The organism is Helicobacter valdiviensis (genome assembly GCF_003245365.1).
GTDB lineage: Bacteria > Campylobacterota > Campylobacteria > Campylobacterales > Helicobacteraceae > Helicobacter_D > Helicobacter_D valdiviensis.
The window spans coordinates 146,760-171,484 of sequence record NZ_NBIU01000001.1; the positions used below are offsets into that span (position 1 = coordinate 146,760).

25 protein-coding genes are annotated in these 24,725 nt (G+C 31.0%); 16 read left to right on the forward strand and 9 right to left on the reverse strand.

What is annotated here, in order from left to right; translation table 11 throughout:
• Window positions 1-69: 69 nt before the first annotated feature.
• The 4 genes from B6S12_RS00665 to B6S12_RS00680 form a co-directional block, all read right to left on the reverse strand.
• Window positions 70-846 carry a carbon-nitrogen hydrolase family protein gene (locus B6S12_RS00665; RefSeq protein ID WP_111228887.1) on the reverse strand — a complete coding sequence of 259 codons (777 nt, stop codon included), beginning with the start codon at window positions 844-846 and terminating at the stop codon, window positions 70-72.
• On the reverse strand, window positions 847-1,056 hold the full coding sequence (xseB, locus tag B6S12_RS00670) for an exodeoxyribonuclease VII small subunit (RefSeq protein ID WP_111228888.1): 210 nt from the start codon (window positions 1,054-1,056) through the stop codon (window positions 847-849).
• Window positions 1,057-1,071: 15 nt separating this feature from the next.
• The gene (locus tag B6S12_RS00675; protein ID WP_111228889.1) at window positions 1,072-3,426 is read right to left on the reverse strand and encodes a tetratricopeptide repeat protein; all 2,355 of its coding nucleotides are present in this window, start codon (window positions 3,424-3,426) and stop codon (window positions 1,072-1,074) included.
• 63 nt (window positions 3,427-3,489) lie between these two features.
• Window positions 3,490-4,617 carry a metallophosphoesterase gene (locus B6S12_RS00680; RefSeq protein WP_111228890.1) on the reverse strand — a complete coding sequence of 376 codons (1,128 nt, stop codon included), beginning with the start codon at window positions 4,615-4,617 and terminating at the stop codon, window positions 3,490-3,492.
• Between the two features lie 100 nt (window positions 4,618-4,717).
• Between B6S12_RS00680 and B6S12_RS00685 the strand changes: the two genes are divergently transcribed.
• The 5 genes from B6S12_RS00685 (at window position 4,718) to B6S12_RS00705 (ending at window position 8,946) form a co-directional block, all read left to right on the forward strand.
• Window positions 4,718-5,401 (forward strand): AzlC family ABC transporter permease, encoded by a 684-nt coding sequence (locus tag B6S12_RS00685; RefSeq protein WP_111228891.1) that lies wholly within the window; start codon window positions 4,718-4,720, stop codon window positions 5,399-5,401.
• Window positions 5,394-5,717 (forward strand): branched-chain amino acid transporter permease, encoded by a 324-nt coding sequence (locus tag B6S12_RS00690; protein ID WP_111228892.1) that lies wholly within the window; start codon window positions 5,394-5,396, stop codon window positions 5,715-5,717. Before B6S12_RS00685 ends, B6S12_RS00690 begins: the two co-directional genes overlap by 8 nt.
• A 9-nt stretch (window positions 5,718-5,726) precedes the next feature.
• On the forward strand, window positions 5,727-6,068 hold the full coding sequence (locus B6S12_RS00695) for an arsenate reductase family protein (protein ID WP_111228893.1): 342 nt from the start codon (window positions 5,727-5,729) through the stop codon (window positions 6,066-6,068).
• Window positions 6,065-7,420, forward strand: a complete 1,356-nt coding sequence (locus tag B6S12_RS00700; protein ID WP_111228894.1) for an SH3 domain-containing C40 family peptidase — start codon at window positions 6,065-6,067, stop codon at window positions 7,418-7,420. The genes B6S12_RS00695 and B6S12_RS00700 overlap by 4 nt, the downstream gene beginning before the upstream one ends.
• 173 nt (window positions 7,421-7,593) lie before the next feature.
• Window positions 7,594-8,946, forward strand: a complete 1,353-nt coding sequence (locus B6S12_RS00705) for an FAD-dependent oxidoreductase (RefSeq protein ID WP_111228895.1) — start codon at window positions 7,594-7,596, stop codon at window positions 8,944-8,946.
• A gap of 248 nt (window positions 8,947-9,194) precedes the next feature.
• Here the strand turns inward: B6S12_RS00705 and B6S12_RS00710 are convergent, their stop codons facing one another.
• Complete coding sequence (locus tag B6S12_RS00710; RefSeq protein ID WP_245892451.1) at window positions 9,195-9,737, reverse strand: helix-turn-helix domain-containing protein; 543 nt, start codon at window positions 9,735-9,737, stop codon at window positions 9,195-9,197.
• 393 nt (window positions 9,738-10,130) lie between these two features.
• Between B6S12_RS00710 and B6S12_RS00715 the strand changes: the two genes are divergently transcribed.
• The 4 genes from B6S12_RS00715 (at window position 10,131) to B6S12_RS00730 (ending at window position 12,329) form a co-directional block, all read left to right on the forward strand.
• Complete coding sequence (locus B6S12_RS00715; RefSeq protein ID WP_111228897.1) at window positions 10,131-10,709, forward strand: LysE family transporter; 579 nt, start codon at window positions 10,131-10,133, stop codon at window positions 10,707-10,709.
• A 255-nt stretch (window positions 10,710-10,964) separates the two neighbouring features.
• Entirely contained in the window at window positions 10,965-11,453 is a 489-nt protein-coding gene (locus tag B6S12_RS00720; RefSeq protein ID WP_111228928.1) for an acyl-CoA thioesterase, read from the forward strand.
• Between the two features lie 31 nt (window positions 11,454-11,484).
• Complete coding sequence (locus B6S12_RS00725) at window positions 11,485-11,796, forward strand: hypothetical protein (protein ID WP_111228898.1); 312 nt, start codon at window positions 11,485-11,487, stop codon at window positions 11,794-11,796.
• 59 nt (window positions 11,797-11,855) lie between these two features.
• Window positions 11,856-12,329: a tRNA (cytidine(34)-2'-O)-methyltransferase gene (locus B6S12_RS00730; protein ID WP_111228899.1), complete on the forward strand. Its 474-nt coding sequence runs from the start codon at window positions 11,856-11,858 to the stop codon at window positions 12,327-12,329.
• Here B6S12_RS00730 and hypA read toward each other — a convergent pair.
• Window positions 12,307-12,651 (reverse strand): hydrogenase/urease nickel incorporation protein HypA, encoded by a 345-nt coding sequence (gene hypA / locus B6S12_RS00735; protein ID WP_111228900.1) that lies wholly within the window; start codon window positions 12,649-12,651, stop codon window positions 12,307-12,309. The two genes, B6S12_RS00730 and hypA, sit on opposite strands and share 23 nt — an antisense overlap.
• 108 nt (window positions 12,652-12,759) lie before the next feature.
• On the opposite strand from hypA, the gene argF reads away from it, so the two are divergent.
• The 7 genes from argF to B6S12_RS10980 all read left to right on the forward strand — a co-directional run bounded on the left by argF (window position 12,760) and on the right by B6S12_RS10980 (window position 20,193).
• Window positions 12,760-13,680, forward strand: coding sequence for an ornithine carbamoyltransferase (gene argF, locus B6S12_RS00740; RefSeq protein ID WP_111228901.1), 921 nt, complete (start codon window positions 12,760-12,762; stop codon window positions 13,678-13,680).
• Window positions 13,659-14,093 carry a DUF2603 domain-containing protein gene (locus B6S12_RS00745; protein WP_111228902.1) on the forward strand — a complete coding sequence of 145 codons (435 nt, stop codon included), beginning with the start codon at window positions 13,659-13,661 and terminating at the stop codon, window positions 14,091-14,093. The genes argF and B6S12_RS00745 overlap by 22 nt, the downstream gene beginning before the upstream one ends.
• Window positions 14,094-14,104: 11 nt before the next feature.
• Complete coding sequence (hemN, locus tag B6S12_RS00750; RefSeq protein ID WP_111228903.1) at window positions 14,105-15,475, forward strand: oxygen-independent coproporphyrinogen III oxidase; 1,371 nt, start codon at window positions 14,105-14,107, stop codon at window positions 15,473-15,475.
• An 8-nt stretch (window positions 15,476-15,483) separates the two neighbouring features.
• The gene (locus B6S12_RS00755; protein WP_111228904.1) at window positions 15,484-16,770 is read left to right on the forward strand and encodes a (Fe-S)-binding protein; all 1,287 of its coding nucleotides are present in this window, start codon (window positions 15,484-15,486) and stop codon (window positions 16,768-16,770) included.
• Between the two features lie 125 nt (window positions 16,771-16,895).
• Complete coding sequence (gene oadA / locus B6S12_RS00760) at window positions 16,896-18,680, forward strand: sodium-extruding oxaloacetate decarboxylase subunit alpha (protein ID WP_111228905.1); 1,785 nt, start codon at window positions 16,896-16,898, stop codon at window positions 18,678-18,680.
• Window positions 18,681-18,685: 5 nt separating this feature from the next.
• Window positions 18,686-19,930 (forward strand): exodeoxyribonuclease VII large subunit, encoded by a 1,245-nt coding sequence (xseA, locus tag B6S12_RS00765; RefSeq protein WP_111228906.1) that lies wholly within the window; start codon window positions 18,686-18,688, stop codon window positions 19,928-19,930.
• 116 nt (window positions 19,931-20,046) lie between these two features.
• Window positions 20,047-20,193: a hypothetical protein gene (locus tag B6S12_RS10980; protein ID WP_181450909.1), complete on the forward strand. Its 147-nt coding sequence runs from the start codon at window positions 20,047-20,049 to the stop codon at window positions 20,191-20,193.
• Here the strand turns inward: B6S12_RS10980 and B6S12_RS00770 are convergent.
• From B6S12_RS00770 to B6S12_RS00785, 3 genes are all read right to left on the reverse strand, one after another.
• Window positions 20,185-21,153, reverse strand: coding sequence for a hypothetical protein (locus B6S12_RS00770; protein WP_111228907.1), 969 nt, complete (start codon window positions 21,151-21,153; stop codon window positions 20,185-20,187). The two genes, B6S12_RS10980 and B6S12_RS00770, sit on opposite strands and share 9 nt — an antisense overlap.
• Window positions 21,105-23,027, reverse strand: a complete 1,923-nt coding sequence (locus tag B6S12_RS00775) for a two-partner secretion domain-containing protein (RefSeq protein WP_111228908.1) — start codon at window positions 23,025-23,027, stop codon at window positions 21,105-21,107. The genes B6S12_RS00770 and B6S12_RS00775 overlap by 49 nt, the downstream gene beginning before the upstream one ends.
• 901 nt (window positions 23,028-23,928) lie before the next feature.
• On the reverse strand, window positions 23,929-24,381 hold the full coding sequence (locus B6S12_RS00785) for an ankyrin repeat domain-containing protein (protein ID WP_111228910.1): 453 nt from the start codon (window positions 24,379-24,381) through the stop codon (window positions 23,929-23,931).
• Window positions 24,382-24,725 lie beyond the last annotated feature (344 nt).

Genomic DNA, 24,725 nt, shown 5'->3' on the forward strand with positions numbered 1-24,725 from the left:
GCGGTTTTAATAAAGTTCAATAAAACCGCTAATTATACTAAAAATAGATTAATTTAAACTAAATAAAATCTATCTAAATTTCCAACATTCTTTTAATAAATCCAATTGCTTTTTATCAATTTCTGCGATTAATAATTCTTCTCTATCCCCAAGGCAATCCATAACTTCCCCAGCAGGATTTACCAATAAAGAATCTCCATAGAAATTCCAAGTTGTTTTGTTCTCCACATCTTCATATTGCCCTATGCGGTTAGCTCTTAAAATATAACAACTATTTAAAAAAGCGCGCATTTTAATAATACTTCTCCAACGCAAAGAGGAATCAAAAGTAGAAGCACTAGGAAGCAATACACAATCTATTTGATTTTGTTTAAATTTTAGCCAAAATTCATCAAAATGCAATTCATAGCCAAAAAGAACACTAAACTTAAGATTTCCCACTTTAAAAACAGGAGGCATTTTAATATTTTTAGGCAAAGTGTTGTCAAAAAAACCTGCTTCATTCCAATGCTCATAAGGCATTAATCTCTGTGAGCGATAAAAAAGTGCTTTGCCTTTATTGATAATTGCCATACTTTTATAAATTTTATTTCCTACCCCTTCAATCATAGGTGCTACAAGTGTCATAGGAAATTTACAAGAAAGTTCTAAAAGCATAGTATGTTGTGATTTTATCTCATTTAAAAACTTTTTTTTATCTTTGTTTTCAATATTTTTAAAAAAGTCCCCCAAAAGATACTCTCCCAATACTACAACCTTTACCTTTTGATCATAAGCTGCTTTTAAATAAGCATTAAGTTCGCTTTGTGTTTTGTTTTCTCCTAGCTGTAATGCTCCTACTTTCACCTATTCCTCCTCTAGTTGCTTTGTGATTTCTACACATTCTAATTTAGCATTTTCAAGCATTATTTGATTTTCTTTTAATAGCATTTTGCTTTTTTTATAAATCTCTAGGCTTTTTTCTAAAGTTATATTTTCATCCTCTAAATTCTCCAAAAAGCCTTTTAGCTTTTCTATATTGCTTTCAAAGTTCTTAATATCGGCTTTATTTTCCAAAACTTTATCCTTATTTTAATTTGTTTCTCCTAAAAGCTTTAAGGCATCTACACATAGATTTTTCCAAGGAGTTTGTGTTTGTATTTTAGCACATTCTTTATAAGATTTTATTGCTTCATCTTTTTGGTTAAGTTTGTGGGACAAATACCCTTCTAAATATAAAACTTGTGCTTTTTCTCCATCGTTATTGATGTGACTTTGAGCCTCTTTGGCTATCTTTAAGGCTTCATTAAATTTTGCCTCTTTGATATAACTTTCAATAAGGCTAAATTCAGCCCAAGGGGAATATTCATATTTTTGATGCTGTTTTTGTGCTTCAAGAAGCTTGTTAGCATAAATTTGCACTGCAATATCATCTTTTTTGTTATTCATTATTTTTAAAACCCTATAATAGATTTCTATCATCTGCTCTTTGCCTTCTAGCTCCTTTTCTATGCGAGGTAAAAGCTCCATCGCTTCTTCATTTCTATTAAGATTATTAAGAGAATTAAAAAGCACAAAAGCTGCTAAAGGATTAACACCGCTAAAGGCCAAAGCATCACGCGAAGCAAGGGCGGCTTTTTGATAGTTTTGCATAGCATATTCAGCACTACCTAATCTATAAAGCCATTGAGCTTTTTGCTGTGGAATTTTAGTTTTTTGGGATTGGATAAATGCTAGATTTTGCGCACTTTTATATTGCAAAGCTTCCATAAGACAATCAAAAAGCCCTAAATTTTCTTCATGATTTAAAGGAGAGCTTTCATAAATGGTATTGCCATAATAAGCTACCTTTTTACACTCTTTTTCTTTAAGGGAACTTTTTATGAGCTCTGCACTAGAATTAATTAAAGCTGTATTATTCCCTTCTAAAGAATTTTTTAATCCAAATACTTTATCATATTCTTTTAACTCATAGAGAGTTTGTGCTTTTTTCTCTAAAGCAAGCTTAGCTTCGTTTTGGTTTTTATAATGTTCTAAGATATATTCATAATGCTCCAACTTTTTTGTTGTATTGCCCTCATCATAAGCCAAAAGCAATCTATCGTCTAGGGTTTTAATTTCTTTTGCTTCTTCATCTTTTTGAAATTCTTCTAAAAAACGCGTATAGTATTCGTGAGCTTTTTTAAGATTTCCTATTTTGTCATACCACAACCCTACATCTCTTAAAAGATCTTTGTAAAATGGAATTTGATCATTAGCATTCAACAAAAGCAATTCTGCAATTTTAGCTGGAACTTCATAAATGCCACTTTCTTCCCATTGTTTTAAAAGATTGTAAGTTTTTTGCATATTTCTTAAAAAGAATGTAGGATTAGCTTCTAAGATTGTATTTAAATTGCTTTGTGCTTCTTTTGCATTTTTTTCTTTTCTGTAAAATTCAGCCAAAAGCAACGCTGCCTTACTTGCCGTTTCCAAATCATTAGCCTTATTTAAAACCTCATTATAAAGCACAGGAACATTATGCCTCTCCCCTCTTTTATAAAGATTTTCAGCATAGTCTAATTTTGCTAAAAGTGCAAATTTGTCATTTCCATATTCATTAAAAAGGCGATTATAATAGTATTTTGCTTCTTCAAAAAAATTCATTTTAGCATAAGTTTTTGCCATAATTTGCAAAATTTCTGCCACATGAATATCGGTAGGATATGCAGCAAGCCAAGCCTTGGCTAACTCAATAATGTCTTCATAATCTTCCTCATTTTCTCTTCCATCTAAACTATGTATTTTATAATAAATCACATCGCGTTTAAAAATTGTATCTGGATAAAGCCCTAACATTTCATCAATACTTGAGAGTGCTTCATTATAAGCATGTCTTTGAACAAAGGACTGGATACGCAAAAAATGATCTTTATCCAATCCTACATCATTACTCATAGGGTGTAAGCGATAGTCTAAAATTCCTATATTAGGTTTTGAAGTGATTCTAAAATTAAGCGGAAAATTAATCCCTTCATTGTGAGGATTGGTTTTGATAAAAGGTAAAGAATCTGCATAGCCTAAAACTTGCCATTTTCTTGATTTTTCATTTCTTTCTTTTGGTATAAAACCGTCTTTGGCTAAGTTAAATTCTTGATTAAAAAGCTTTATCTTTTTTTTAGGTTTAATGTGTAAATTTAGTTTTTTATCTACTATTTGAGGTTTGATAGTAAAAAAAAGTGTTTCACTCTCTTCAAATCGTGAAAGCAATCCCGTATCAAATTCACAAATAATCTCCTCTACTTCGCTGTAGCGATTTAAAACTTCTTTACATAAAAATGGTTTTTCATCTTTTAGATTTAAAACAGCAAAATTATTGCCTTCTTCTCTACCGCTATTAATATAAAATTCTAAAGCATTAGTAAAACTAGCAAGTCCAAAACAAAGGAGCAATATTTTCTTTTTCATTCCCATCCATACAATAAATTTATTAATAATTATACTTAGTTTGCTTTAAAAATTATATCAATTTTATCCATCTTTTGGCAAAAAATTAAAATGCGTAATTTCAGCTCTTGCTAAAATTCTCATAGGAGGCCCCCAATAACCTGTCCCCCTATTTACATAAATTTGCGTATTTTTAGAATGCTGGTATAATCCTTGCAAATAAGGCTGATCAAGTGTTACTAAAAACCTAAAAGGGAAAATTTGTCCCCCATGTGTATGTCCACTAAGCACCATGCTAATTCCATCTTCTTCTTTGATTTCTTTAATAAATTTTGGTTGGTGTGCTAAAAGAAAAGTGGGTAAATTTTTATCTTGTGTGCTTAAAGCTTCTTTTAAATTAGGCTCCAATGCACCAATCTTTCTTCCAAAGAGATCATAAACACCTACCAAATTAAAAAGTTTTTCTCCATTTTTGTAGATTATTATATTTTCATTCTCTAACACTCTTATTCCAAGGCTTTTTAAAGCTTTAAGTAATTCCCCTATTCCATGGAAATATTCATGGTTACCTGTAATATAATATACCCCAAGGGGTGCTTTAAGTTTTGAGAGCTCCTTTAAAGCTTCGCTAACTTCAGAAATTTTAGTATCAATAATATCTCCTGTTAGGAAAATGATATCTGCTTTTAATGCATTACTTTGCTCTACAATACCTCTTACCACATTTTGTTCTATCAAACCTCCAATGTGTAAATCACTAATCTGCACCGCACTAAAAGGCATTTTAAGCTTCTCAATCTTAGGAGATATTTTTGTAATTTCTGGTTTTAATTTTCCTTCTATAATTCCCCACCCCAAATATCCACTTGCAAAAATACCACTAAAAACATTTAAAACTTGCTTTAAAAAATGTCTTTTTTGATGGCTAAAAACCAACATTAAATTTAAAACTTGATAAACAACACTTACAACAAAAAGAACAAAAGCTACCCCTATAGATAAAGACATAAAAAAGTATAAAACAGGTGACATACTTAAATAATAACGCCCTAAAAAATATCCCAAAATTCCACAATAATTAATAATTAAAAAATACTTTAAGATTTTTAGAGGAATTTTAGGTTTTACCATAGGCTTAAAAAACAAAAAATAAATCCAAAGATGTGCTAATAAAAATACAAATATCGCAATAAAAGGAAATAAATTTTTCATTTTTGTCTTCCACTCTTTTGGTATATAATAAAAAAGTTTGCTCATTTTAGCATATTTTCTGTTATAATTCCTGCTTTTATTGGAATTTCTAAGGATTTAAATGTTCTTTAAAAGCTTTTTGCAAACATTACCAGTGTGTATGGGTTATTTATCTTTAGGGGCTACCTTTGGGATATTATTCGCCACAGATCTTAACTTATCTTGGTTTTATGCACTTTTAATGGCATTGTTTGTTTATGCAGGTGCTGGGCAGTTATTGCTTGTTTCACTCATTGCTTTAAAGGCAGGTTTTATCCAAATTGCTATTGCATCTTTTTTCTTAAATATCCGACATATTTTTTACTCACTTTCCATTTTAGAGACCATAAAATCCTTTGGTTTAAGCAAATATTATATTCTATTTGGATTAACCGATGAAACTTTTGCCATTTTAAAAACTCACAAAGATGCACATAATTTAAACCAAAAAGAATTAGAAAAATCTTACTTCTATATTACAATTTTTAACCATTTTTATTGGGTTATAGGTTGTATGCTGGGAGTATTTATAGGTAAAAATCTTAGTTTTAAACCACAAGGTATAGAATTTACACTTACAGCCCTTTTTAGTGTTTTAACTCTTTCATTGCTCTACCAGCAAAAAAGCAAAATTCCTTTCTATGCAGGAATTTTTATAGGCATTTTTGGGCTTTTATTTTTCCCTAGCAAATATTTTTTAATTCTTTCTCTTTTAGCAGGAATTATCTTTTTACTTTTGGCTAAAAGGTGGATTAAATATGAATAATGAAACTTTTTATGTAATTGCAGCAATTATTGCTGCTTCTTTAGGGACAGCACTTACAAGGTTTTTACCTTTTTTAGTGTTTAAAAAACACTCCTCAAGCTCTTACTTAAAATATCTACAAAATACCATGCCACTTTTAATAATGACGCTCTTAGTCTTTTATTCACTAAGCGAAGTAAAATGGCAAGAAACTTATGGCATTTATGAAATTTTAGGAATTTTATGTGCAAGCTTATGTTTTTTATGGTTTAAAAATGCTGTTTTAAGTATATTTGCAGGAATTATTTTTTATATGATAATCATTAGATTTTTTTAAGGAGTAAAAATGATAAAAATATATGGCATTAAAAATTGTGGTAGCGTAAAAAAGGCATTAGATTTTTTAAATTCCCATGCATTAAAATATGAATTCATTGATTTTAAAAAGACTCCACCTAGTTATGAACTTTTAAACACTTGGCTACAAAACACAAGCATAGAATTGCTTTTTAACAAAAAGGGCACAACTTATAAAAAATTAAATCTAAAAGAACTTTCTTTAGATGATGAAGCTATTAAAGAATATTTAATCAAAGAACCTATGCTTATTAAACGCCCTGTGATTAAGTATCCAAATGGAGTTTTAGTAGGTTTTGATGAAGAAATATACAAAAAGAAACTTTTATGAAAAAAATTTTAAATAAAATTATTTATAGCGGTATTTTAGCTATAGCTTTAGGAGGTTGTGCTTCAAATAATCTAAGCAATCAAGCTCTTATATTACCTCCTCAAGATTTAAAACCTTTTGCTTTAGAGGACTTTACCCTCTCTAAAAAATATTCTAAAGACCTTAAAGAAAATTATTTACAGCATTTCTTTTCTCCATGGAATAAACCTGCTCATCTAAAAAAAGGAGATGTAGATTTTGGCTTAAAACTTGCCTATAAAAATTTAGGTTTTGGGGAAAATCTTTTACCAAACTCTAAAGAATGGATTGATACTTTAAGCAAAGAAGCAAATTTTGAAGCTTTTCCTAGCACAAATAAACCAGCCATCATCACACGCACAACAAATCTAAGAGTATTACCCACCAACAAACCTAAATTTTATAATCCAAAAGTAGCAGGGGAAGGTTTCCCTTTTGATTATTGGCAAAATTCTTCCATTTACAGCGGAACTCCTATAGCAATTTTACACTATTCTAAAAATAAATCATGGGCTTTTGTGCAAAGTGGATTTGTAAGTGGTTGGGTAAATGTATTGGATATTGCAATTTTAGACAACAATCAAGTAAAAACATTGCAAAGTTATAAAGATTTTTTAGTCTTTACAAAAGATTACACACCTCTTTATACTAAACAAGGAGAATTTTTAGATTTTGGACGCATTGGAATGCTTTTACCTCTTATTGGTAGCACAAAAAACTTTTATGAAGCACTTTTTATCACGCGCACCAAAAGAGGTTATGCAAGCTTTAATAAAATCTTACTCTCTACCAATACAGTTTCAAAGTTTCCAATTTTACTTAGCAAAAACTCTTTAAGCAGTTTGGCAAATCCACTTTTAGGGGAAAAATATGGTTGGGGTGGTAGCTTTTTTAATCGTGACTGTTCTATGCTTTTACGCGATATTTTTGGAAATTTTGGCTTTTATCTTTTACGAAATTCACAAAGCCAAATTAAACAAAAAGATTTCAGAGGCGATTCTAATTATTTTGATTTATCCAATCTAAATGAGAAAGAAAAGACAAGTTTTATTATTAATAATGCTATTCCTTTTGCAACTTTTTTAGGAATGAAAGGGCATATTATGCTTTATATAGGACATCAAGAAAATCAAATTTTTGTTCTACACGATATTTGGGGCTTAAAAACGCTACAAAATGAAACAGAAGAAGGAAGACATATTTTAGGAAGAGTGCTTATTACTCCTTTAGATATCGGCAAAGAAATGCATAATATACCCTCTAAAAACCTCCTAATACAAAGGGTTTATGGTATGAAACTTCTTTTTAATAAAAAAGAATTGGAAGCTTTTTAAGAAGAGTTTTGCCATTTAGGTAATGCTATAAAACATAAAATTTTATTTAACCTTAGCAAAGTTAAAGTAACTAATGATGTATAATTTATGCAAATACATTAAAAATTAAGAAAATTATAAAGCTTTTGCTAAGTAAAGTTAGGTAAAAGCTTAAGTTTTAGAGGAGATAAATAATGAAAAATCATTATGATGTTGCAATCATTGGTGCAGGAATTTCTGGGAGTGCTTTATTTTATGCACTCACACACTATACAGATATTAAAAAAGTAGTGTTACTAGAAAAATACCATGCTCCTGCCACTTTAAGCTCTAGCGGCAATAACAATTCACAAACTATCCATTCAGGCGATATTGAAACAAACTATACTTTTGAAAAAGCCAAAAAAGTAGCGCGTGCTGCAAAACTTGTAAGTTCTTATGCCTTTTTTCACAAATTGCAAAATAAAAGTATTTTTGAATACCAAAAAATGGCAATTGGTGTGGGAGATAAAGAAGTAGAATTTATGAAGCAACGCCATGAACAGTTTAAAGAAATTTATCCTGATTTAGAGTTCTTTGATAAAGAAACTTTAAAAGAAATTGAGCCTAATGTCATTAAGCTAGCAGATGGTAGTGATAGACCAGAAAATGTTGTAGGTTCTGGTATGAGAAAGAGTTTTTGTGCGATGAATTTCAATTCAGTTGCAAATCATATGATTGAGCAAAGTAATTTTGGTGAGCACAAGGTAATTTTCAACTATAAAGTCAAAGATATTATAGAACAAGGCGATGGAGCTTATACTATAAGAGCCAATGGTAATTCTCCAATTACAGCTTCTTTTGTGCTTGTGGATGCAGGAGCACATTCGCTTTATTTGGCACAAAGTATGGGCTATGGATTAGAATTGGGCTGTCTTCCAGTGTCAGGAAGCTTTTATTTTATTCCTGGTAGCAAGTTACAAGGCAAGGTTTATACTGTGCAAAATCCTAAGCTTCCATTTGCTGCTATCCATGGAGATCCCGATGTTGTCGCACAAGGCAAAACAAGACTAGGACCTACTGCACTTGCACTTCCTAAGCTAGAACGCTTTAAAAGTGGAACTACGATGGATTTCTTAAAAGTATTTGGATTTGGTTCTGCAACAACAAAAATTATGTGGGATTTATTAAGCGATAGTGAGATTAGAAATTATATTTTTAGAAATTTCCTTTATGAGATACCAAGTATTGGCAAAAAATACTTTTGGGAAGAAGCTAAGAAAATCATTCCTTCTATCCGTTTAGATGAACTCACCTATGCAGAAGGATTTGGTGGGATTAGACCTCAAGTTCTAGATAAAAATAAGAAAAAATTAGAACTTGGAGAAAAGAAAATTAAAAGCAATAAAGGAATTACTTTTAATATGACGCCAAGCCCTGGTGCTACAAGCTGTATGAAAAATGCACTTTTAGATATGCTAGAAATTGTAGATTATTTAAAAGCAAACATTAAATACGAAAAAATCAAAGAAGAGCTTAATGAAGAAAGCCTTGATTGGCTAGAATAAGATAAACTAGACTTTTTTGTCTAGTTACTAATTGCTAAATAAGAAATTCTTATTGAATTTTCTTGAAGTTTATACCATTAATCTATCTTTTATATTTGTTGTTAGGATTTTACAATTTTATCCTATCTAAAACTTAACTTTCTTTATTTTATCTAGCCATTTTTCTTTTAACAATAAAGCTTAAAAATGCTAAAATAAAATAACATTCTTATTTAATACAGCCAAATAATGCCACATATCAAAGTATTTTATGGATTATACAAAATCATATGCAATATAGCACTTTTATCACATATATTCCTATAAGAGTGAAATGTATCTCCCCTAAATCTAATGCTTTCTCCTTTGGCAACACTAAAACATTGCTTATCTGTCATTATTTCAATCATACCTTCAAAAACAGTAATAAACTCTACAGTTCCCCTAAGATGCGGTTCTGACTGCCAATAACTTTTAGGTTCTAATTCTAAGTAATAGATAGCAAATTTACGATTTTCATCATCTGGAAAAATAGAATAATTCTTTACCTTGCCATTATCTTCTAATAATGGTTGCATTGTAGATGTCTTTACAATTTCGCAAGAAACTTTTGGACGCATAGTTAAGGCATCAAAAGGTATTTTCATACCATTTGATAATTTCCACAAGGTTGAAAGTGTTGGATTTCCATCACCACGCTCAACTTGTGCTAACATACTTTTGCTAACTCCACTTAATTTAGCAAGTTCCTCCAAGCTTAAATTTCTCTCTTCTCTAAGTCGCCTGATGTTTTTTGCAACAATTAAATTCATAGTTTCCAAAAATATTCCCTTTTTCATTGACATTATAATGATATATTTGTATTATTTTAATATACAAAATCTATTTTAATACACCAAATATATTATTATATAGTTTTAATTCCACATTGTAAAGAAGAAGAATAAAAGTGACTAAACACCTCATCATAATGCAAATTTTATACTATAAAGATTGGATAAAGATTTTTATTCTTTACATTAAAACACTACTTAAAAGAAGTTTTACATTTTTTAATACACAAAATCACAACAGAATAGTTTTTATAAAACAACCACCCTGATAAAACTTTTTCAAAAATTATCAATCAATATATAACTTGCTACTTGATTTTTATAGTCTAATTAGCAAGCTGTCTTAAATAATATACAATGAGGAGTAATAAAATGTTTCCCATAACCGATTTTTTAATCTACTGCTTTGTTACAGCCTATACACCAGGTGTTAATAATTTATTATCCATGAGTAATGCAATGCGTTTAGGTTTTAAGAAAAGCTTTAAGTTTAATTTAGGAATTACATTAGGTTTTTTAATTGTTATGAGCATATGTGCTTTGTTTAGTTCCATACTATTTACAATGCTTCCTAAAATTAAGTTTTATATGCAAATTTTAGGTGCTATATATATGTTACATCTTGCCCAAAAGATGTGGAAATCAAATTCTGATTTTCAAGTTGAGGAAGAAGCAGCTAGTTTTCTTGCGGGCATGGTTTTGCAGTTTATAAATCCAAAGATTTATATCTATGCAATTACTGCTATGAGTTTATATATTCTTCCTGTATTTCATTCTAATGCATCACTTATTGGCTTTACGCTTCTGCTTACCATAATAGGTGCTTCTGGATCTTTTATGTGGGCATTATTTGGCACTATCTTTTGTAAAATTTTTATTAAGCACACAAAAATAGTTAATTTAATTATGGCTTTATTGTTGGTGTATTGTGCAATTGCTTTATTTTTATAGGAATATTTTTAAATGATAATTTATAACAGTTATGTTTTTAATTTAATTTCACCCTAACACAAAAAGCTCTTTTATGCATTAAGTAATTACTAAATTAAATACAAAAAACATTAATATTTTACATAGTTATAAAATAAATAGATGTGTATTTTTAAACTATATTTTTCAAAAAGGTTAGATTTTTTTGAAACTTTTGCAAAAAATTATAAAAAAGTGGTAATATTAATTAAAATTATATTGATTTTGGAGAAAAAAATGGAAAACTTTGAAACTAAAGAAGATGTTTTTGATATTAAGTCCCTTACAATGTCTATTCTAATGACACCATCCGTTGCCAATTTTAAAGGCAGGGTGCATGGGGGAGATCTCTTAAAACTATTAGATCAAGTAGCATATGCTTGTGCTTCTAGATATTGCGGCAAATATGTAGTAACTCTTTCTGTAGATAGTGTAACCTTTAAATATCCTATTGAAGTTGGCACACTTGTAACCTTTTTGGCTTCTGTAAATTATACAGGAAGTAGCTCTCTTGAGGTAGGCATTAAAGTCATCTCTGAAGATATTCACAAAAGAATTGTAACGCACACTAACAGTGCTTATTTTACAATGGTATGCGTGGATGAAAACGGAAAGTCTGTGAAAGCTCCTCCATTAGAGCCAAAAACAGAAGTAGAAAAAAGAAGATATAATAATGCTCTAAAAAGAAAACAAGCTAGAATTGAACTTTCTAAAAAAAATATTTAATATGCTATAATTTCTCTTTTTGGGAGATTTTATGCAAGAAGTTTTAGATACACAAGCTAGCATTATGAAGTTTCGCCTCTGCAACCTTTGCAAAGAGCAATCCTTGGCGATTGCACTTTTATTAAAAGCATTGCTAAGAGGCGAAAAAGCCTATCCAGATCTTAAAGTTTCACTATCGCCCATTAATATTCCTCAAAATAAAAATACTAAAAAGCTCAAAACAAGCTCTAGCACAAAAGCGACTATTTCGCAAGCTAACACAGATAAACAAGAAGAACAAACAGCTCAAAATGAAACACAATCCATTCCCCAAATTTTTCCAACTTTACAAATAGATTCTTAAAAAATTGATACATTTTTAGCTTGTGTTATGTATAATTCTTTTAAAAAAGAGATAACCCAATGGAATTTCATATTGTATTACACGAGCCAAGAATCCCACAAAATACAGGTAATATAGGTAGGCTTTGTTTTGCTTCTAATAGCACTTTGCATCTTATCCACCCCTTGGGTTTTAATATTACCCAAAAAGAGCTAAAGCGTGCTGGAATGGACTATTGGCAATTTTTAAAAGTATTAGAATGGGATAATTATGAAGCTTTTTTAGATTCCAAACTAGAAGACTTACCCCACTTTTTTCTTACCACAAAAACAGATAAACCCTATTATCAAGCCCCCATGCAAAAAGGAGCCTATTTACATTTTGGACGCGAAGATGCAGGACTAAAAGAAGCAATCTTAAAACAAAATAAAAAAAATTGCTTTACTATTCCTATGTGGAACAATGCTAGAAGTTTAAATCTAGCAACTAGCGTGGGAATTGTCCTTTATGAAGGTATAAGACAAAGAGACTTTATTCCATCTCAAGATGTGTGAGTAACATTTCATTACCCTTGATGATTTGCACTCTTTCTTGATGGCACTTAGGACAATGTGTATAATCCACCTCCTTAGCCTCTAACTCCTCCTTGCAATCTTGACAAAAAAGCGTAACTTTTATTTCTTTTATCTTTAAATGTGCTTCTTTAGCTATACTTCCTATTTTAAATTCTTCAAAAGCTCTACTAAAAAGTTCTTGATTTACACCGCTACGCTCCCCTATTTCCACCTCTATTTCCAATATTTTTGTTGCTTTATGTTCTCTTGCTAAATCCTCAATCTTTTCAAATAAAGAAGCTACAATAGAAAATTCATGCACTTTTATTCCTTATTTATGTAATTTTTTAATGATTACAAGCAATTAAAAAAGTTTTTTGGCTATAATACTAACTTATTTTTGCATTCAAAATTATAAAAAGGGTTCCATATGAGACATCTTTTAAGTTTGGCAGACTTTAGCAAAAAAGAAATTTTAGAAATTTTAGAAATTGCCAAAAATCTAAAGACAGAGTTTAAAAAAGGCTTTTACTCAAAGCCTTTAGAAAATAAAATATTAGGAATGATTTTTGAAAAAAACTCCACAAGAACACGAGTAAGTTTTGAATCTGGAATTTATCAACTAGGAGGCTGTGGAATCTTCCTCTCAAGCAATGATACACAATTAAGTCGCGGAGAACCCATTAAAGACACAGCGCGCGTGCTTTCTTCCATGGTGGATTTAATAATGATGCGAACAAGCGATCATGCAAGATTAGAAGAATTTGCACACTATTCTAAAGTTCCCCTTATCAATGGATTAAGCGATGATTTTCATCCCACACAACTTTTAGCAGATTATCTAACTATGCAAGAATGTGGCAAAGATAAAGATCCTGTTGTGGCTTATATTGGAGATGGTAATAATATGGCACATTCTTGGCTAATGCTTGCTTCTAAAATGGGATTTACTCTAAAAATTGCTTCTCCTAAAGGCTATGAAGTTAAAAATGAAATCTATCAAAAAGCTCTAGAATTTGCTAAAATTTCTGGAGCTAAAATCTCTTTAATGCAAGATCCAAAAGAAGCTATAAAAGATGCAGATGTAGTAACAACAGACACTTGGGCTTCCATGGGGCAAGAAGATGAAAAAAAAGAAAGAATAAAAGCATTTAGTGGATATTGCGTAGATAGCGAACTTCTAGCTCTTAGCAAAAAAGATTCTATTTTCTTGCATTGTTTGCCAGCATATAGAGGGCAAGAAGTTAGCGAAGAAGTCTTAGAAGGCACACAAAGCAAAATTTTCCTTGAAGCTGAAAACCGCCTTCATGCACAAAAAGGAGCTATGGTTTGGCTACATCAAAATCGTTAAAAAACACAAATAAAAACCCTTATGAAAATTTAACTAAGCAATTAAAAATTGCCCAAAAAAACCCAAAAGATGCAAAAGCAGTGCTTAAAAAAACTCTTATAAATCATTTAGAAGATAAGATTTACTGTCTAAACCATGAGGGTGAAGAGTATTATCTACTCCCCAAAAATCTTTTAAACTCTTTTGCAGAAGCAACTAAAGAGCTAGAAAGACAAAAAATGCTTTTTAGCTTAGAGCAAGAAATTTATAAAAATATGCCTATTGATTTTGATGATGTTTGGTGCATTGCACTAAAAGAATTGCAAAATAATTTTAAAAAAAATCCCAAAGAACTCATCAAACGCATCAAAAAACATCATCCCTATTTATTTTTTGACTACCGTTTAAAAAATTTCGCAAACTCCAATTCATAAAAGGCAATCTTATGCAACAACAAATTGATTTTAAAAAATTTGCAACCTATTCTAAAGCAGGCCCCCGCTATACAAGCTATCCTACTGCTATTGAATTTAATACAGATTATGATTATAAAAGCTATCTTCTAGATTTACAAAAAGACACAAATCCTCTTTCTCTTTATTTACATTTGCCTTTTTGCAGAAGTGCTTGCTATTTTTGTGGTTGTAATGTGATTTATACCAGTAAAGCTGAAAATAAAACACGCTATCTTAGTTATCTCAAAAAAGAACTTTCCATTTTAAAAGAACAAATGGATACTAGTAAAGATGTCTATCAACTCCATTTTGGAGGTGGGACACCTACATTTTTTGATGCGGATGAATTAAAAATTATTATTGAACTTTTAAGACAAACTTTCCCAAATTTTTCTGATGAGGCAGAAATTTCTTGTGAAATTGATCCTAGATTTTTTACAAAAGAGCAAATGGAAGCTTTAAAGAGTGGCGGTTTTAACCGATTAAGTTTTGGGATACAGGATTTTAATCCACAAACACAAAAAGCTATCCACCGTTTTCAAGATTTTACTTTAGTGCAAAAAGCTATAGAAATTGCTAGAAATTACGGTATTCATTCTATTAATTTTGATCTTATTTATGGGCTTCCCTACCAAAATTTACAAACTTTTAAGGAAACTTTGCATTTATGTTTAAAATTAAATCCTGATCGCTTTGCAATCTTTAATTATGCACATGTGCCATGGATTAAAAAAACCATGCGTAAAATTGATGAAACAACTCTCCCCCACCCTGAAGAAAAATTAAAAATCTTAGAATACAATATTGAGTTTCTCTCTCAAAATGGCTATAAAATGATAGGTATGGATCATTTTGCAAAGCCTGATGATGAATTATTTAAATCTATTGCCAAAAATGAGCTTAGACGCAATTTTCAAGGCTATAGCACCAAAGGTGGCACACAAACTATAGGAATAGGTATTACCTCCATAGGAGAAGGAAGTAACTATTATGCACAAAATCATAAAGATTTAGCCTCCTATGAAGAAAGCATAGACAAAGGACAGCTACCCTTCTGCAAAGGCATACAATTAAGTTTGGATGATAAAATAAGAAAAACTGTTATTATGAAGCTTATGAGTAATTTTAAGCTTGATTTTAAACAAATTGAAGAAGAGTTTAAAATTGACTTCACAACCTATTTTAAAGAAGCATTAGAAGAATTAGAGCCTTTAAGAGAAGTAGGGCTTTTAGAAAAAACAAATGATGGCTTAGAAGTTAGCCAAACGGGTATGCTCCTTATCCGCAATATCGCTATGCCTTTTGATGCGTATCTTAAAAAATTTAGCAATGATAAAAAAGTTTTTAGCAAAACTATATAGGATGAAAAATGGCACATTATGAAAATTATAGCTACTTAAAAACAAGTGATGCTTGCGTAAAATGCGGAAAATGTCTTCCAGATTGCACAATTTTTGCAATCCATGGAGATGAAGCAACATCTCCTCGTGGCTTTATTGATCTTCTAGGAGCATATGAACGCAAAGAAATTCCACTAGATAAAAATGCAAAAAAAATTTTTGAAACTTGCTTTTTATGCACAACTTGCGTAAGTGTATGCCCTAATTCCTTACCTACTGATACCTTGATTGAAAATATTCGTTTTGAAATTGCACAAAAATATGGCATTGCTTGGTTTAAAAGGCTTTTTTTTATGCTTCTTAAACATCGCTTTTTGATGGATTTTAGCTTAAAGCTTGGTGCATTTTTCTCTCCGCTACTTTTTAAAAAATTACCTGATAAGTCCTCCATTATTCCTAGATTTTCTCTCCCTTTCATTAAAAAAAGAGTTTTTGGTGCAATGAGCTCTAAAAGCTTCCTAAACTCTCATAAAGAAGAGCAAATTTTTAACCCCAATGCCACTCAAAGAGTAGCGATTTTTATTGGTTGCCTTGGAAATTATAACTACACACAAATTGGGACTTCTTTACTTTATATTTTAGAAGCTTTAGGTATCAATGCTTTTATCCCCAAAAAACAAAAATGCTGTGCCGCACCTGCTTATTTTACCGGAGATTTTAAAAGTGTAGATAAACTCATTAAAGAAAATGTAGATTATTTTTTGAGCTTTATAGATAGTGTAGATGCAATTTTAATCCCTGAAGCCACTTGTGCTGCAATGGTTTTAGAAGATTGGGAAAAATTTATGCAAAAAGATGAAATATACCACAAAAAAATACAAAAAATCCTCCCTAAAGTATTTATGGCAACACAATGGCTTCACCACCATACAAATCTAAAAGAAAAATTAGACACTTTAGAAAAAAGCGAACTTAAAGTAACCTATCATGATCCTTGCCATGCTAGAAAAGTTTTAGGTGTTTGGAAAGAACCAAGAGAACTTTTAAAAAACTTTCAATTAGTAGAAATGGAAAATCCAAATGCTTGTTGCGGTTTTGGCGGGGTAACTATGCAAACAGAAAACTTTCATCTAGCCTCCAAAGTAGGAGATAAAAAAGCCAAAATGATTGAAGACACAAAAGCCACATATGTGGCAGCCGAATGCAGTGCTTGCAGAATGCAACTTACCAATTCTTTAGAACAAAATAATGTGCAAACTCTTTTTGCCCATCCACTAGAACTTATTGCTAAGGCTCTAAGGGGTGAGAAAAAATAATTTTTTCTCCTCTTTGATACCAAAAAACCCATAAAAATAAAATTTTATACAAGAAACGCATACTTAAGAGTAAAATTTTAAATAGGGCTGTTATAATAAATCAATAATTATGCAAAGGATAAGGAATGATAAAGATTACTGAAAACAGCTTAAGAGATGGACACCAATCTTTACTTGCTACTAGAATGCGAACTGAAGATATGATAGAAGCAGCAAAAATATTTGAACAAATTGGCTTTCATAGTGTAGAAGTATGGGGAGGTGCTACTTATGATACTTGCCTAAGATACTTAAAAGAAGATCCCTTTGTGCGTCTTGCAACTTTTAAAGAAATTTTTAAAACCACACCCATTCAGATGCTTTTACGCGGACAAAATCTAATAGGGTATAGACATTATGCAGATGATGTTGTAAGAGAATTTATAAGACTTTGCGCACAAAATGGGGTAGATATTTTTAGAATTTTTGATGCACTAAATGATACAAGAAATCTCATAACTTCTATTGAAGAAGTTAAGAAACAAGGCAAACACGCACAAGGTGCTATTTGTTACACCACTTCTCCTGTGCATAGCACAAAAACTTTTGTAGAACTTGCAAAAACACTTGCAAAAATGGGTTGTGATTCTTTAGCAATCAAAGATATGGCAGGACTTATCACGCCTAATGCTACCTATGAGCTTGTAAAAGCTATTAAAGAAGAAGTAAATCTTCCCTTGGCTCTCCACACACACTCTACTGCTGGTTTTGCATTTGGCTCACACTTAAAAGCTATTGAAGCTGGGGTTGATATTTTAGATCTTGCTAATTCTGCATTAGCCGAAGGGACTAGCCACCCTTGCACGCAATCTATGGTAGCTACTCTAAAAGATACAAAATGGGACAGCAAGCTTTCTTTAGAACTTATGGAAAAGGCAGCAGAAATTCTAAAGAAAAATAGAAGAAAATATAAAAAATTTGAATCTGAATACAATAATATTGATACAAGAGTGCTTGTGAGCCAAATACCAGGCGGTATGATTTCTAATATGGCAAACCAACTCAAAGAGCAAAATGCACTTGATAAAATGGATGAGGTGTTAAAAGAAATCCCTAATGTTAGAAAAGATTTTGGCTATCCTCCTTTGGTTACGCCCTCTAGCCAAATTGTAGGAACACAAGCGGTTTTAAACATTCTCTCACAAACCCGCTATAAAACCCTAACAACCGAATCAAAAAATCTCATCAAAGGCTATTATGGTAAAACCCCTGCTCCTATCGCACAAGATTTAATCAAACGCTTAAAAGATGAAGGAGAAGAAATTATTAGTGTGCGTCCTGCCGATAAACTAGAAGATGAACTGCAAATTGCGCAACAAGAAAGCAAAGGTTTTGCAAAAAGTCAAACCGATATTATCTCTTATGCTATGTTTGGGCAAATTGCAAAAACATTCCTAGAAGAACGCAACGAAAATCGCCTCTCCCCAGAACCACTTACAACTTTTGAATCCAATATTAAAATGCCAAAAGAATTTAGCATTAATTTACATGGTGAAAGCTTTAGGATTAAAGTAGAAGGAAGTGGTGCAAAAGATGAGGCGGTAAGACCATTTTTTGTGCGTGTAGATGGTGATTTAAAAGAAGTCTTAGTAGAAAGCTTAGATGAAAACAATACAAGCACTCTTAAAAAATCTGATTCCTTGCCCCAAGCAAGCCTACCAGGACATATCATCTCTCCAATGCCAGGAAATCTCACAAAGCTTTTGGTGCAAGTGGGAGAGAAAATTAAAGAAGGACAAGTTTTAGCCATTGTAGAAGCTATGAAAATGGAAAATCAAGTTTTAGCAACTATAGGAGGCGAGATTAAAGAAATCTATGCCAAAGAAGGACAACAAATTAGTGCAAATTTAGCTATTATGTTTGTGGAGTAAAAGTTTTGCAAATTTTAAGCGTTAGTGAAGTCAATCATCAAATCAAAAGTCTTTTAGAGGCAACTTTCATACAAGTCAATGTAAGTGGGGAGGTAAGCAACTGCACCCACCATTCAAGCGGGCATATTTATTTTACACTAAAAGACAAGGATTCTAGCCTAAAATGTGTGATGTTTAGAGGAAATGCTAGAAATTTAAGATTTAGAATTGAAGAGGGAATGAGCCTTCAAGTAAATGGCACAATTAGCGTTTATGTGCCACGCGGAGAATATCAGTTAAATTGTCTTAGTGCTACTCCTAGTGGAATAGGAGAACTTACTTTAGCTTATGAGCAACTAAAAAAAGAATTTGCAGAACTTGGTTATTTTGACAAAAAACTCCCTATTCCTAAATTTCCCAAAAAAATAGCACTCATCACTTCAGGCACAGGAGCCGTTTTACAAGATATGCTTAAAATTGCTTCAAGGCGTTGGAGACTTACACAATTTGTGCTTTTTGACACTCTAGTTCAAGGAGAAGGCGCCAAAGAAATGATTGTGAAAAATATCCAATATGCAGATACTTTAGGTTTTGATTGCATTATCTTAGCACGCGGTGGAGGAAGCTTAGAGGATTTATGGGCTTTTAATGAAAAAATAGTAGTAGAAGCCATCTTCCAAGCAAAAACCCCCATTGTTTCTGCTATAGGACATGAACCTGATGTAGTTTTAAGTGATTTTGCCTCCTCACTTCGTGCCCCTACCCCTAGTGCTGCTATGGAACTACTTCTTCCTGATGCTAATGAATGGCTTTTAACATTAGATGCTTTAAATTCAAATCTTGAAGCAACTTTCAAAAAGATTTTACACAAAAAGCTAGATAATCTAGCTCAAATAGATCTCCTCTTACAAAAGCTCTCTCCTTTTAGCAAGCTTCAAAGACAAGAAGAAAAGCTTAAGGTTTATAATGAACTACTAAAAAGCAAATTTTCACACAAACTCTCCATCTTTGCAACAAAACTAGAGCCCTATTCTTTTAAATTTACACAAAAAATAGAACAAATTTTAAACAAAAAAAATAATGCACTTTTAGCACTCCTTACACAATTTGAAGCTAAAAATCCAAATTTACAAAAAAAAGGTTATTTAAAAGCTAGTATGCAAGGAAAAGTTTTACAAAATTTAAAAGATGTGGAAATTAATAGCAAACTTATCTTAGAAGATTGTAGTGCAAAAGCAGAAGTGCAAGTTTTAAGTAAAACTTGCTTTTAAGTTCTTTTTTAAAACCATCTTTTATGGCTATTAGTTATTAGCTTATAAAAACCCTCTCCCCTCTGCCATTACGAGCATAACAAAGCAATCTAAAAGCAATTAGGAGTCTCAATCTAATGTCATTGCAAGGCGATGTAATCGCCATGGCAATCCAAAAAGAGCAATCAAAACTTTTAAGGCAACCCTATAGACTAACCACGCAAGTCGTTCCACTGCTCGCAGTGAAGAAGTGGAAAACCAAGTTGGTTTTACTTTTAGTATGAAGTTACCATCTGGACAATACAAGGATTGTTTGTTTTTGGATTTTCAGAGACAAAACAAGCTTTTTCAGTATAGCGGTTTTTTTCCTCATCATACACATCCTTTTCTTCTTGATAAGGATTAATAAAAACAGGTTCTTTATTATTTCTATCCAACAATTCACTTTTTGGCACACCTGCAAATTTTAGGTTATCATCTCCTTCTTTTTCATCAAAACTTTCAAAATGTGTTACCAAACCTATATTAAATCTTATAGAAGCGTTTTCAAAGATTGTATAATTACTATCTATATCAAATGCATCTCCTATCGTTTTTTTGATTAGCTCTAATTGCAAAGTAATCTTATCAAATTGAGAGGATAATTTAGCATATTGTTCTTCAAGCTTTCTTTCAAGATTTTTCATATATGTATCTTGTATAGTTGCATCATAAAGCTTTAAGTTTTTCTTGTATTCTGCATACAATTTATTATAGTTATTAAGCATTGCCACATCAATTTTACCACTTTCTTTAAGGGTTTGAATTCTATCAAGTGCTTGAAAAATAGCTTTTAGATTATTTACATCTTTAAAAAATTCAAGATCATTATTTTCTGCTAATTCAAAACCCTCTAAAAGATCACTGCCACTTTCTATATAACCTAACACAAACCATATAGCTTGCATAATAGAATCTTTGTCCCCATTAAGAATATCAAATCCTAAACTTCCTAAAATATCAGAAATTATATTCTCATCATAGTCTTCTTTTTCTCCTACATCTCCTACCAAATAAGGATTATCTAACTCATCATCTATTGGAAGCAAAATTACTTGGGAATTATCTCTTAAAAAGAAATTATCACCCTCTTGATACACACCTGCTTCTTCCATATTTTTATTGATTAATGCAAACAAGTCTTCTTTTGAATCCATTATAGTATATTTTCTAAATAAGGGTTTATCAGAGATTGCTTTATCCACTTCCCCTCCTCTTTTATAGGCAAGATAGATATTCTCAAAATTAGCTGTAAGCTTTTTTTATAATCACCCACAACCTTTCCAGCTCTATAACTACTCTTTAAGATCACATTATCATTAAAATATAGATAAATATTTTCCAAATTCAAAATAGAATCTTCTGCAACAAGGCCTGCAAATCCACCCGCACTTGCATCTTTTTTATCGCCTTTTGCTTCAATGCTTTGGATATTGTTTAAAACAATATTTTCAATTTTATTGGCATCTGTCCAGCTAGCAAATTCTCCGAAAAATCCACCTGCACTTACTTCGTTTTTATCGCCTTTTGCTAGAATAGGTCCAATATTATTTAAAATAATATTTTGCATTATCAAATTTTCCACATTTAATAAATATCCAACAAAGCCTCCAGTTGCTATATGACTATTTCCAATAGTTTGTATACTCTTTATATTATGCAAAACAATCTTTCTAAATTCTCCATCGCTTATGTAACCAGCAAATCCACCTGAATATACATAATCGTCAGCTTGATTATTAATAGTAATATCTTCTAAAAATAAATTTGTATATTTTCCACCATTAATATTTCCTGCTAAACCTCCTGCATTAGTTTCCCAACTATTCACATTATTATTTTGATTATCCACATTAATATTTTTAAGATTGATAGAGCTAGCCTGTGATTCTTCTATTTGCCCTGCTAAGCCTCCCACATTTACAATATCAGCAACCGCATTATTTGTATTAGCAATATAAATATTACTTAGAGCAATATTGTGAAATTCACTTTCTTTTGCATATCCCACTAATGCACCAACATTAATTCCTTTTATATCCTTAAACACAATATTTTCTAAATTTAGATTTTTAAAAATAGAATTTGTAGCACTTGCAAAAATACCAAAATTCTCTGCTTCTACCCCACTTATTGTGATATTTTGCAAGGCATAGCCTCTACCATCAAAGGTTTTATCAAAATCTTTTGAGATTGCAACAAACCCACCTTGTGCAAAATCAAGATTATTTAGCAATGCAAATTCATTAAAGATATCTAGTGTTGTAGTTGTATTATAAGTATTTGCAAATTTTCCCCATTCTCCCACATTTCCTATGGTTGCAATCTTATAAAAATTCCCGATAAAATCAACCTTGGTATTTAAATAAGCATTGAGGCTTGTTTCAAACTTCCCACTTGTTTTAGCCTCTGCTTCTAAATTTTGTGTATGGATATTAGTAGCAAAAATATCTAATTTTTCGCCTCTAAAGGTTACTTTTTTAGCCTTCCCACTAAGGCTTAAAATTTCACCTTTATTAATTACGCTACTTCCCACCATTAGCACTTCATTTGCATTAATTTTCCCCATATTAATGACATTGCCTTTATTTGCTTGAAAGACGGGCGAAAAACTTGCACCCTCAGTTTTAAATTTTTTCATTAGGCTTTCGGTAATGGAATTACTTGAAGCTACAAATCTGTTTGCATTCACGCTTCCATTTTCAGTTATTAAGACCCCGCTAGGATTTACGATAAAAATATTATTGTTCCCACCTTCTAATTTCCCCGCTAGAATAGATGGGTTTTTAGAATAATCTAGGTTTAAGTAATTATAAGAATTCCCTTTAAAATGCACCTGTGCATCTCTACCTATATTAAATCCGCCACTCCATGCGATTACGCTATTTTTGCCATTACCAGAAATACTCATACAAGCTCCACCCGCTTTGCAAGTTGAGATATTTCCTGTGCTTCCAGATACAAATTTCCCACCATTTGGAAGCGTATTTCCTGCTATAGTAGCCATCACTTGATTTGACATCAAAAAACTCAACACCACACTCACACACAATTTGTGCTTATAGCTATTTTTTGACAATAGTTCCCCTTTTAAAGTTTTAAAAATATTTAAAATTTCAATAAAACACTTAAATTTTATACAACACAATCCCACATTGTATTGAGCACTTTTAAAAACTTTAAAGAAAACTTTTACAATACTTCAAGCATTACAAAACTCTTAAAGCTAAATAGTGCTTAAAATAAAAGTATTACGACGCCAATTAATTCTTAAAAAAATAAAATAAAACTAACTATTTTGTCTGCAAGCCTCCCCATTTAAAAAAATTCATACAATAAGAAAGAGAAATAAGAAGAAGAAAAAAATCAAATAAAAAACAAAAGAAGGAATCTGAAAGTATATTGCATCTGAAGAAATCTACTAAAAGAATTAAAGAGAGGGCTACTAGATAATATTCCCCCCCCCCCCCCGCACAGTTACAAGAGTTTCTTTTGTTAGAAGACTTGCGTAGGGGGAAGGATAAACTTAAACATATCATTAGTCCCCTCCCTTTTTTTATTTTAAATTTAACACTTTTTAGTTCTAAAAATGACTATGCCTCATTGCATATGTATTTAATTGTTACTTAATTGATACCAATTAAATACATAAAAATAGTAACTTTTATTTATTTAAACCAAGTTAAAGCCATAAATATTTTTTAGTTTTAAGGTAAAATAACTTTATAATACATACTTAATAAAAATTTTATTATTCTTACAAATACATAATACAGGACTTCATAAAAATATTTTCTTATAAATAAAATATAAAATTTTATTTTATTATGTTACTTTTCGTGCAAAATATGTGCATTTTACTATAAAAATAATGGTTGATTTAGTAGTTTTTCCCTAGTTTTATTGTAATTTTCTTGTAAAATAATAGGTATTTTTAATAAAATTGAAGTAATTTTGCCTTAAATTATATTTTTAGAGCTTTACCAAAAAAGCCATATTTTTTTAAAAAATCCCAATTTTTTCTTAGAATAATGTTCTATAAGCTTCACAATCTCTTTTCTTCTAAAAAGAACTGCAAAATCATAAGGGCTTAGCCCAGCAGTATTAACCTTATCAGGATTTGCACCTGCTTTTAAGAGCGTTTCTGCAACCTCCACATACCCTTTAAAGCAAACTCCAGCAAGCGGAGTTAGATTTTTATCATTAACTTTATCTACATCTGCTTTATAGGATATTAATAGCTTTACTGCCTCCAAAGAATTATAATAACTTGCTAGCATTATTAAGGTATCACCCTTATGGTTTGCTAGGTTTGGATTCATTCCGTTTTTAAGTAAAATCTCTAATGATTCCACATCATTTTGCCTAGCAAAATCAAAGCTCATCGCACATAATTCTTCTAGTTTTTCTTTATCTTGTGGGCTTAAATCCATAATTATTCCTTATTTTTTTAGCAACTATGCAATGTTTATTTCTATTTTGCACCATTATATCAGATTTCTCTGCAATACATTCTAAGATTAATTTTTTATAAATAACTTCTAAATAGATACATAATTTGTTTATTATAGTTTTTGATACAAAAATAATCTATTACATCTATCTTTCTTACTACTGTGATTTTTCAAATCCTAGTGACAATAAAAAGAGACTGCCACGCAAGTCGTTCCACTGCTTGCAGTGACGCTTTGAAATTCCTATTGTATTATTGTAAGAGATTTCCTCCTCTCCTCTGTCATTGCGAGGAGTGAAACGATGAAGCAATCTAAAAAGAATC

Bases quoted from the DNA above. Each gene is read 5' to 3' on its own strand.
- B6S12_RS00675 (WP_111228889.1), bottom strand. From the start codon at position 3,426: ATGAAAAAGAAAATATTGCTCCTTTGTTTTGGACTTGCTAGTTTTACT.
- B6S12_RS00680 (WP_111228890.1), bottom strand. From the start codon at position 4,617: ATGAAAAATTTATTTCCTTTTATTGCGATATTTGTATTTTTATTAGCA.
- B6S12_RS00685 (WP_111228891.1), top strand. From the start codon at position 4,718: ATGTTCTTTAAAAGCTTTTTGCAAACATTACCAGTGTGTATGGGTTAT.
- B6S12_RS00690 (WP_111228892.1), top strand. From the start codon at position 5,394: ATGAATAATGAAACTTTTTATGTAATTGCAGCAATTATTGCTGCTTCT.
- B6S12_RS00695 (WP_111228893.1), top strand. From the start codon at position 5,727: ATGATAAAAATATATGGCATTAAAAATTGTGGTAGCGTAAAAAAGGCA.
- B6S12_RS00700 (WP_111228894.1), top strand. From the start codon at position 6,065: ATGAAAAAAATTTTAAATAAAATTATTTATAGCGGTATTTTAGCTATA.
- B6S12_RS00705 (WP_111228895.1), top strand. From the start codon at position 7,594: ATGAAAAATCATTATGATGTTGCAATCATTGGTGCAGGAATTTCTGGG.
- B6S12_RS00710 (WP_245892451.1), bottom strand. From the start codon at position 9,737: ATGAATTTAATTGTTGCAAAAAACATCAGGCGACTTAGAGAAGAGAGA.
- B6S12_RS00715 (WP_111228897.1), top strand. From the start codon at position 10,131: ATGTTTCCCATAACCGATTTTTTAATCTACTGCTTTGTTACAGCCTAT.
- B6S12_RS00720 (WP_111228928.1), top strand. From the start codon at position 10,965: ATGGAAAACTTTGAAACTAAAGAAGATGTTTTTGATATTAAGTCCCTT.
- B6S12_RS00725 (WP_111228898.1), top strand. From the start codon at position 11,485: ATGCAAGAAGTTTTAGATACACAAGCTAGCATTATGAAGTTTCGCCTC.
- B6S12_RS00730 (WP_111228899.1), top strand. From the start codon at position 11,856: ATGGAATTTCATATTGTATTACACGAGCCAAGAATCCCACAAAATACA.
- argF (WP_111228901.1), top strand. From the start codon at position 12,760: ATGAGACATCTTTTAAGTTTGGCAGACTTTAGCAAAAAAGAAATTTTA.
- hemN (WP_111228903.1), top strand. From the start codon at position 14,105: ATGCAACAACAAATTGATTTTAAAAAATTTGCAACCTATTCTAAAGCA.
- B6S12_RS00755 (WP_111228904.1), top strand. From the start codon at position 15,484: ATGGCACATTATGAAAATTATAGCTACTTAAAAACAAGTGATGCTTGC.
- oadA (WP_111228905.1), top strand. From the start codon at position 16,896: ATGATAAAGATTACTGAAAACAGCTTAAGAGATGGACACCAATCTTTA.
- B6S12_RS10980 (WP_181450909.1), top strand. From the start codon at position 20,047: ATGTCATTGCAAGGCGATGTAATCGCCATGGCAATCCAAAAAGAGCAA.
- B6S12_RS00785 (WP_111228910.1), bottom strand. From the start codon at position 24,381: ATGGATTTAAGCCCACAAGATAAAGAAAAACTAGAAGAATTATGTGCG.